Source organism: Streptomyces sp. NPDC026062 (assembly GCF_055568375.1).
Window position 1 is genome coordinate 1 of record NZ_JBVHOQ010000093.1, and the last position, 8,297, is coordinate 8,297.

General features: G+C 72.9%; 2 protein-coding genes. Both read left to right on the top strand.

Annotated features, from left to right (window positions below):
- On the top strand, nucleotides 1–2,788 hold a 2,788-nt coding region (locus ACZ4LX_RS37495; protein ID WP_467651746.1), incomplete at its 5' end, for a type I polyketide synthase.
- Nucleotides 2,789–2,808: 20 nt separating this feature from the next.
- Nucleotides 2,809–8,297, top strand: a 5,489-nt coding sequence (locus ACZ4LX_RS37500; protein WP_467721402.1) for a beta-ketoacyl synthase N-terminal-like domain-containing protein, incomplete at its 3' end; no start/stop codon positions are given.

Below are 8,297 nucleotides of genomic sequence, written 5' to 3' on the forward strand. Positions count from 1 at the left end.
ACACCACCACTACTGGCTCAACCCCACCACCACACCCACCACCCACCACAACAAAACCAACCACCCCCTCACCACCCACACCATCGACCTCCCGGGAAGTCAGGGGCTGGTGCTCACCGGACGGATCTCGACGTCCACGCACCCCTGGCTCGCCGACCACGCCGTCTTCGGCACGGTCTTGCTGCCCGGCGCTGCACTGGTCGACCTCGCCCTGCACGCGGGTGCGCAGGTCGGCTGCGACCGGCTCGACGACCTGATCCTGGACAGCCCCATGGTGCTGTCGGCGCAGGACACCGCGGAGCTACGGGTCCAGGTCGGCACACCCGACGACACAGGGCGACGTGCGTTCACCGTCCACTGCCTGCCCGCCGGGAAAGCGGACGCCGAATGGATCTGTATCGCGAACGGCCAGCTCACAACGGCGACTTCGGCGACATCAGCAGCTTCGGCGGCACCGGCCGAGGACGCGTGGCCACCGCCCGCGGCGGACCCGGTTCCGTTGGAGGGTCTGTACGAGCGGCTCGCCGCGAGCGGCTACGACTACGGGCCACTCTTCCAGGGGCTCCAGGCCGCCTGGCGCGACGGTGACAGCCTCTACGCCGAAGCCCGGCTGCCCCAGGACACGGACCCCGGCGGGTTCGCCATCCACCCCGCGCTCCTCGACGCGGCGCTGCACGTGCGGCTCGCCGCCGCTCCGGACGCGCCGGAGGACGGCCTTCAACTGCCGTTCTCGTGGTCCGGAGTCACGGTGTACGGCACCGGCGCCCGCACCCTGCGCGTCCGTATGTCCCTGGTGGACGAGTCGTCGATCAGCCTGGTCGGCGTGGACGCGGAGAACCGCCCGGTCGTCACGGTCGAGGCCCTCGCCACACGGCCGGTCGATCCGGCCCGTCTGGCGGCCGGCCGTGCCCCGCTGCTGAGCCTGCGCTGGACCCAGCTCCCCCTCACCGGGACCAGCCCGGCTCCCGCCACCACGTCCCTGCTCGGCGAGGACCTGTTCGCCACAGGGCTGGCCCCCGCGGACGGCGGTCTCGCCGGACCGGCGAAGGGTTCGCCCGTACCGGACGCCGTGGTGGCCTGCTTCGCGGCGGACGGCGACGCCGATCCCGTCGCGGAGATCCACCGGCTGACCGGACGCGCGCTGGATCTCGTACAGCGCTGGCTGGCCGCGGAGGCCATGGCCGAATCGCGTCTGGTCATCCTCACCCGTGGTGCCTCGGCCGCCGCGCCCGGCGACGAGGTCACCGACCTGCCCGCCGCGGCGGTCCGGGGTCTGATCAGGTCCGCGCAGTCCGAACACCCGGGCCGGTTCGCACTGGTCGACCTCGACACGAGCGACGCCTCCGTGCACGCGATCGAGGCGGCCGTGGCCGCGTCGGCCGACGGCGACGAACCCCAGATCGCCCTCCGGGACGGTGCTTTGCTGGTCGCCCGGCTCGCACGAACGGCCACCACGCCGGACACCGGGCGCCGGATCGACCCGGACGGCACCGTCCTGATCACCGGCGGCACCGGCACCCTCGCCGCCCACACGGCCCGGCACCTGGTCACCCGGCACGGCGCCCGGCACCTGCTCCTGCTCAGCCGCCGGGGCCCCCAGGCACCCGGAGCCGAAGAGCTCCGCGCGCAACTGGCCGCGCTGGGCGCTCAGGTCACGATCGCCGCCTGCGACACGGGCGACCGGGACGCGCTCGGCTCCGTACTGGCCGGCATCCCCGCCGGACACCCGCTCACCGCCGTCATCCACGCCGCCGGAGTGCTGCGGGACGCCACCGTCACCCATCTCGCACCCGGTCCGCTCGGCGACGTACTGCGCCCGAAGGCGGACGCCGCCTGGCATCTGCACGAACTGACCGCGGACGCAGGTCTGGCCGCGTTCGTCCTGTTCTCCTCCGCCGCGGGGACGCTCGGCAATCCCGGGCAGGCGAACTACGCCGCCGCCAACGCCTGTCTCGACGCGCTGGCCCACCACCGTCAGGCACAGGGCCTGCCCGCGGTCTCCCTCGCCTGGGGACTGTGGAGCGAGGCCAGTGAGATGACCGGGTCGCTGGGCTCGGCCGACGCCGGCCGTCTGGACCGGACCGGTCTTGCTCCGATGTCGGTGGCGGACGGCCTGGCGATGTTCGATGCCGCGCTCGGCACCGGGCGGGAGCCCCATCTGGTGCTGGCGCCGCTGGACCAGGCGTCGCTGCGCCGTCAGGTCGCGGACGAGGAAGTGCCCGCGCTCTTCCGCGACCTGGCGCCCCGCCCGGCCCGCCGGGCCGCCGACGACGGCAGGGGCGACTGGGCGCGGCAGTACGCCGAGGCGGGCGAGGAGAAGCAGGACGAACTGCTGCTCGCCCTGGTACGCGCGCACATCGCGACCGCCCTCGGGCACGCGACAGGCGAGCGGATCGATCCGGACCGCGCGCTCAAGGAGCTCGGGTTCGATTCGCTGATCGCCGTGGACTTCCGCAACCGGCTGGGTGCGGCGACGGGCCTGCGACTGCCCGCGACACTGGCGTTCAACCACCCGAGCGCGGCGGCCGTGGCCACGTATCTCAAGGAGCGTCTCGGTGAGCGGAGCTCGCCCGACGAGAGCGCGGTCCTCACCGAACTCGACCGGATCGAGAACGCGCTGCAAACGGCGTCGGAGAGTTCCCGGCAGGTATTCACCGAGCGGCTCCGGAAACTGCTCGACCAGCACTCCGCGCCTGACAAGGCGTCGGATTCGCACGCCGGCAACCTCGCGTCAGCCACCGATGACGAGATGTTCCACCTCATCGACAAAGAACTCGGCATCGCCTGAGGCAGAGAGGTTTCGGCCCGATGAACGTTGAAGACAAGCTCCGGTCCTATCTCAAGCGCGTGACGGCCGACCTGCAACAGGCGCGGGAACAGCTGCGAGAGTTCGAGTCCCGGGACAACGACCCCGTGGTGATCGTGGGGATGGCGTGCCGCTATCCCGGCGGTGTGCGCTCCGCCGAGGACCTGTGGCGGCTGGTGGCCGAAGGCACCGACGCGATCGGGGAGTTCCCCACCGACCGGGGCTGGGACCTGGAGGCCCTCTACGACCCCGACCCCGACCACCCGGGCACCGCCTACACCCGTCACGGCGGCTTTCTCCACAACGCCGCCGACTTCGACCCCGAGTTCTTCGGGATCAGCCCCCGCGAAGCGCTCGCCACCGATCCCCAGCAACGTCTTCTCCTCGAAACCGCCTGGGAGACCCTGGAGAACGCCGGGATCGACCCCGCCACACTGCGCGGCAGCCGCACCGGGGTCTTCACCGGCGTCATGTACGACGACTACGGCAACCAGCTCATGCAGGCCTCCCCCGACGGCTTCGAGGGCTATCTGGGCACCGGCAGCGCGAGCAGTGTCGCGTCCGGCCGGATCGCCTACAGCTTCGGTCTTGAGGGGCCGGCCATCTCGGTGGACACGGCGTGCTCGTCGTCGCTGGTGGCCCTGCATCTGGCGATCCAGGCACTGCGCAACGGCGAATGCGATCTGGCCCTGGCCGGCGGTGTCACCGTCATGGCCACCCCCGCGGCTTTCATCGAGTTCAGCCGTCAGCGCGGACTCGCACCCGACGGACGCTGCAAGTCCTTCTCCGCCGATGCCGACGGAGCCGCGTGGAGCGAAGGTGTCGGTCTGCTCCTGGTGGAACGCCTCTCCGACGCCCGGCGCAACGGCCACCGTGTCCTGGCCGTCGTCCGCGGCTCCGCCGTCAACCAGGACGGGGCGTCCAACGGTCTCACCGCGCCGAACGGTCCGGCGCAGATCCAGCTGATCCGTCAGGCGCTGGCCGGTGCGGGGCTGTCGGCATCCGACGTGGACGCCGTCGAAGCACATGGCACGGGCACCACGCTCGGCGACCCCATCGAGGCGGAGGCCATCCTCGCCACGTACGGGCAGAACCGCCGGACCCCCCTCTGGCTCGGCTCGGTCAAGTCGAACATCGGCCACACGCAGTCGGCCGCGGGGGTCGCCGGGATCATCAAGATGATCCAGGCGATCCACCACGGCGTGCTCCCCCGCACCCTGCACGCCGATGAACCGACCCCGCACGTCGACTGGACCAGCGGAAATGTCGAGCTGCTCACCGAAACCCGTCCCTGGCCCGAACTCGACCGGCCCCGCCGCGCGGGAATCTCCTCCTTCGGTATCAGCGGCACCAACGCCCACATCATCATCGAACAGGCCCCGGCGGCCGAGGAGACAAAGGAGGCACCGGCACCGCCGCGGCTTCCGGCGGTGCCCTGGGTCGTCTCCGGCCGGAACCCGCAAGCGGTCCGCGCACGCGCGGCCGGCCTGCTCGCCTTCCTGGAGGAGCTGCCCGACGGCGACCTCGCCGCCGTCGGACGCGCGCTTGCCACCGGGCGCGCGGAAATGGACCATCGCGCGGTCGTGACCGGCGCGGACCGTACGGAGCTGGCCGCCGCTCTCGGTGAGGTGGCGAGTGGTGCCATCGCCTCGCAGGAGGTGTCCGAGGGCAAGGTCGCGTTCCTGTTCACCGGTCAGGGAGCGCAGCGGCCCGGCATGGGCGCGGAGCTCCACGCCGCGTTCCCGGTGTTCGCGGAGGCGTTCGACGCCGCTCTGGCCGAACTCGGCCGGCACTTCGATGTCCCGCTCCGTGAGGCGCTCTGGGCGGACGACGCCGCGGTCGTGAACCGGACGGAGTTCGCGCAGGCGGGGCTCTTCGCCTTCGAGGTGGCGTTGTTCCGGCTGGTCGAGTCCTGGGGCCTGCGGCCCGACCTGCTGGCCGGTCACTCCGTGGGCGAGCTGGCGGCCGCCCATGTGGCCGGTGTGCTGTCGCTGGCCGATGCTGCCAGGCTGGTCGCCGCTCGCGGCCGGCTGATGCAGGCGCTGCCGGACGGCGGGGCCATGGCGGCGCTGGAGGCCACCGAGGAGGAGGTGCGCCCGCTGCTCACCCCCGGCACGGGGGTGGCAGCGGTCAACGGGCCGCGGTCGGTCGTGGTCTCCGGGGACAGGGAAGCCGTCACCGCCATCGCTGCCGCTCTCACGTCGCAGGGGCGTCGGACGAGCATGCTGCGGGTGTCGCACGCCTTCCACTCGCCGCTGATGGAGCCGATGGTCGAGGAGTTCCGGGCGGTCGCGGAAAGCGTCGTCTACGGTGCCCCGGCGATCCCCGTGGTGTCCACCGTGTCCGGCGAGGTGAGCGGCGACTGGTCCACCGCGGAGTACTGGGTGCGCCATGTTCTGGCGACCGTGCGGTTCGCCGAGGGGGTGCGGGCCCTGCGGGGCCTGGGTGTCACGACGTTCGTCGAGCTCGGCCCGGACGCCGCGCTGTCGGCAGCGGGGCCGGAGTGCGCGCCCGGGGCCGCGTTCATCCCGCTGCTGCGCCGCGACCGGTCCGAGGCCGCCCAGCTCGTGGCCGGACTGGGCCGGGCGCACGCGCGTGGCGCGGCCGTGGACTGGGCGTCGTTCTTCGGCCGGCGCGCGTGGGCCGACATCCCGGCCTACCCCTTCCAGCACCGGCACTTCTGGCTTCACCCCGCCGGCCGCGTCGGCAGCGGCGTGGCGACCGGCCACCCGCTGATCACCGAAGTCATCGAGTTGCCCGACGACCAGGGCGCCCTGTTCACGGGGCAGTTGTCGGCCACCACCCATCCGTGGCTCGCCTCGTACGGCCTGCACGAAGCGGCCGTTGTTCCGGCAACCGTGCTGCTGGACATCGCTCTGCATGCCGCCCATCACGTCGGCCTCCCGGCAGTCGAGGCCCTCGCGGTCGCGACACCGCTGGTTCTGCCCGGCGCGGGTGCGGTGCGTCTGCACGTCGCCGTGACGTCCCAGGAGCAGGGCCGTCGTACGGTCACGATCCACTCCCGTCCGTCCGGGGATCCGGACGCGCCCTGGACGCGCCACGCCACCGGCACGGTCGCCGGCCCGGTGGCCGCTTCGGCCGTCGGTGTCCCGGCCGAGTGGCCGCCGGCAGGGGCCGTTCCCCTGGACCCGGATGAGTTGACGGACCGGCTGCTGGCGGTCGGCCACTCCGGTGAGAGCCCTCTCTTCGGCCTGCGCGCCGCATGGCGTGCGGGAGACATGTTCCACGCCGAGGTCCAGGTGGCCGAGGACATGGAGCAGAGCGGGTTCGTACTCGACCCGAGGCTCCTGCAGGCGGGCCTGTCGGCGGCGGGTGCGGGCGGCGACGAGCTACGGATTCCGGTGGCCTGGACGGGCGTCAGCGCGAGCGCTGTCCCGCGCGGCTTCAGAATCCATCTCTCCCCCACCGGACCGGAGAGCGCCCGTCTGGCGGTCACCGACACCACCGGCGCGGTCGTCGCCACCGTCGAGGAGGTCACGTTCCGGCCGGCCGGCCCGCGCGAGTTCACGCGGGCCGGTGCCGACCTCGGCTACGAGCCGGGCTGGGCGGCGGTCGCGGTGTCGTCGGCCGGCGACGATCCGCGCTGGGCGGTCCTCGGCGAGGACACCGTCGGCTTCCCCGGCGAGCATGTCCCCGATCTCGCCGCACTGGGCCGACTGCTCGACACGGGCGCGCCGGTGCCCGACGCCGTCCTGGTTTCGTGCCCGGACGGTGACACCGGCGCGGAGGCGCAGCTGGCGTGGATGCTGGAGCTCACCGGCTCGTGGCTGTCCGACGAACGGTTCGCCGAGGCCCGCCTGGTGGTGCTCACCCGCGGCGCGGTCGTTGTGCACGACGACGACCGGATCGGTGATCTCGGTCAGGCTGCCGTCTGGGGCCTGCTCCGTTCCGCACAGGCGGAACACCCCGGCCGGTTCCTCGTCGTGGACCTGGACGCCGAGGCCACCACGACCTGCGTCCAGGTCGCGCTGGCCACCACCGAGACCCAGTTCGCCGTTCGTGGCGGGGTCCCCTACGCGGCCCGTCTCGTCCGTTCGTCGGCCACGCCCGGCGGGACGGCGGGCGCGCTCGACCGGAACGGCACCGTGCTGGTCGTCTGCGGCTCCGGTGAACTGGCCGCACCGCTTGTCCAGCACCTGGTGAGCGAGCACGGGGTACGGCACCTGCTGCTGGGCCGGACGCCGGGCGCGGTGCTGCCGGATATTGACGGACTCGCGGCGCTGGGTGCGGAGGTGACCGTCGCGCCGGGCGAGCTGACGGACCGGGCGGGCGTCGCCGAACTGCTGGCCCGCACGTCACCGGAGCATCCGCTGACGGCTGTGGTGCACGCCGTCGAGCAGTCGGACCACGCTCTGCTCACCGCGCTCACTCCCGAGCGTGTGGCCGCCGTGTTCCGGCCGGGCGCCGAACTCGCGTACCACCTGCATGAGCTCACCGCCGATTGCGATCTGGCCGCGTTCGTGGTCTTCTCGTCCGCCACGGGGATGCTCGGCGCGCCCGGGCAGGCGCACACCGCGGCCGGCGACGCGTTCCTGGACGCGCTCGCCCACCGGCGTGCCCGCGAAGGCCGTCCGGGTGTCTCCCTGGCCCGGGGCCCGTGGAGCCGGCCGGACGAGGCGACGGGGGCCGGGTCCGCGCGCATGGCGCGCACCGGTCTGAAGGCGGCGGCGGTGGAGGACGGTCTCGCCGCGTTCGACCGGGCGCTCGCCGGCGGCAGGGCGGGGATGGTGCCGGTCCGGCTCGACTACGCCGAACTGCGGCGGCAGGCGCGGGCCGGCACACTCGCGCCGGTCTTCCGCGGCCTGGTCCGTGCCCCGGCCAGCCCTGCCGAGGGCGGAGGCCACGATCTCGCGCGACGGCTGCGCAGTCTTCCCGAGGACGAGCAGACCCGGGTCGTACGCGAGCTGGTGCGGACGCACATCGCCGGCGTTCTGGGGCACGAGGGTGCGCAGGCGATCGATGACGGGCGTTCGCTGCAGGAGCTGGGCTTCGATTCGCTCACCGCTGTCGAGCTGCGCAACCGGCTGTCGGCGGCCCTCGATCTGAGGCTGCCCGCCACCGTGCTGTTCGACTACCCGACCACGAACGCGCTGGCCGAGCACCTGCGCGGCCAGGTTCTGGGCATCCGGCAGAAGAGCTCTGTTGTCCGTGCGACCGGTGCGGACGACGAGCCGATCGTGATCGTGGGGATGGGGTGCCGTTATCCCGGCGGTGCGGTCTCGCCGGATGGGCTGTGGCGGCTGGTGGCCGATGGCGTTGACGCGATCGGGGAGTTCCCCACCAATCGCGGCTGGGACCTGGACGCCCTCTACGACCCCGACCCCGAGCACCCGGGCACCGCGTACACCCGTCACGGCGGGTTCCTGTACGACCTCGGGGACTTCGACGCGGAGTTCTTCGGGATCAGTCCGCGCGAGGCGCTGGCGATGGACCCGCAGCAGCGGCTGCTGCTGGAGACCAGCTGGGAGAC